This window comes from Massilia sp. CMS3.1, assembly GCF_051262535.1.
Lineage (GTDB): Bacteria > Pseudomonadota > Gammaproteobacteria > Burkholderiales > Burkholderiaceae_D > Telluria.
Genome location: NZ_JBIMES010000066.1, coordinates 1 through 1,127, shown reverse-complemented (window position 1 = coordinate 1,127; position 1,127 = coordinate 1). Strand labels below are relative to the sequence as shown.

The 1,127-nt window shown below is 55.6% G+C and carries 2 protein-coding genes; both read left to right on the top strand.

The genetic code is table 11. The annotated features are described in order from the left end of the window. A partial coding sequence (locus ACHAC9_RS24435; RefSeq protein ID WP_435764400.1) for a PEP-CTERM sorting domain-containing protein occupies window positions 1-552 on the top strand: 552 nt, incomplete at its 5' end. A 269-nt stretch (window positions 553-821) separates the two neighbouring features. Beyond that, on the top strand, window positions 822-1,127 hold a 306-nt coding region (locus tag ACHAC9_RS24430), incomplete at its 3' end, for a hypothetical protein (protein WP_435764398.1).

Below are 1,127 nucleotides of genomic sequence, written 5' to 3'. Positions count from 1 at the left end.
GCCGGTAGCGGTAACTTCAGCGGCGCCTTCTCGTTCACCGGCGGTACCATCCGCATGTACCAGAACGATGTTAACAACCAGTACGCCAGCACCGAAGGCTTCTACGGCGCCAACCTGGGCGAGGAAATCGCCACCTTCACCGTGATGGCTGGCGGCGGCGGTCTGGTCGATGCAAGCGGCTCGCCGACCAACAACGGTCAAGTGACCGTGTTCGCCAAAGCCGACGCTGGTGCCCTGGACGCTGGCTACTTCTTCCGTGAAAACGGCGATGACCTGTCGCTGGAATCGGTGATGGCCTTTGCCTTCACCAACGCTAACACCGTTGGCGCGCCAGACGACCTGCAAGTGAGCGAAATTGCCTGCGAATTCGCTGGCTACAAAGGTGCTGGTTGCAACGGCACCGACTACGCTAACGGCCCAGGTAACATCTTCCTTGGCAACAACGGTCAATTCAAGCTGGCTGAAGTCCCAGAGCCAGGTTCGCTGGCCCTGTTCGGGATCGCCATGCTGGGCGCCGGCTTCGTGAGCCGCAAGCGCGCCAAGAAGGCGTAATACTTTCGAATACAGTTTGGCCCCTTGATGACAAGGGGCCAGCCAGAATGCCAGTCAGCCCAGCTGACTGGCATTTTTTATTACGCGCCCGGGAATGGCCTCGATTCATAGCCAAAATTAATCGGAATTCTTTACAGTCGAGTTCGCTACTGATCAGCTGTTTTGATTAAGTAATTGATTTTAAACACTTATGTAAAGCTGGCACGACAATTGCTTATATGAAGATACTTGTACCTCATTGCCCTACTGAATAGAAAAGACTACGAATCATGAAATTCCTGAAAAAAATCGCTCTCGCCGCCGCTGTTGCAATGACTTTCGCCGGCAGCGCCAGCGCCGCGACCGTGATGAACAACTGGGTCTTCAACCCAACCGGCGGCGGTTTCAGCAGCGGCCAGACGATCAAAGAGTCGCTGGACGTGAACGGCAATGCCTTCATCCAGATCAACCCAACCGGCGGCACCAGCTTCTCGTTCACCGAGCACGCTGTGTTCAACATCGTCCAGGCTGATGCCAACGGCAAGCTGTTCCCTGTGAACTACCCAGGCGGCAACATCACCGCAACCTTCGTCGGT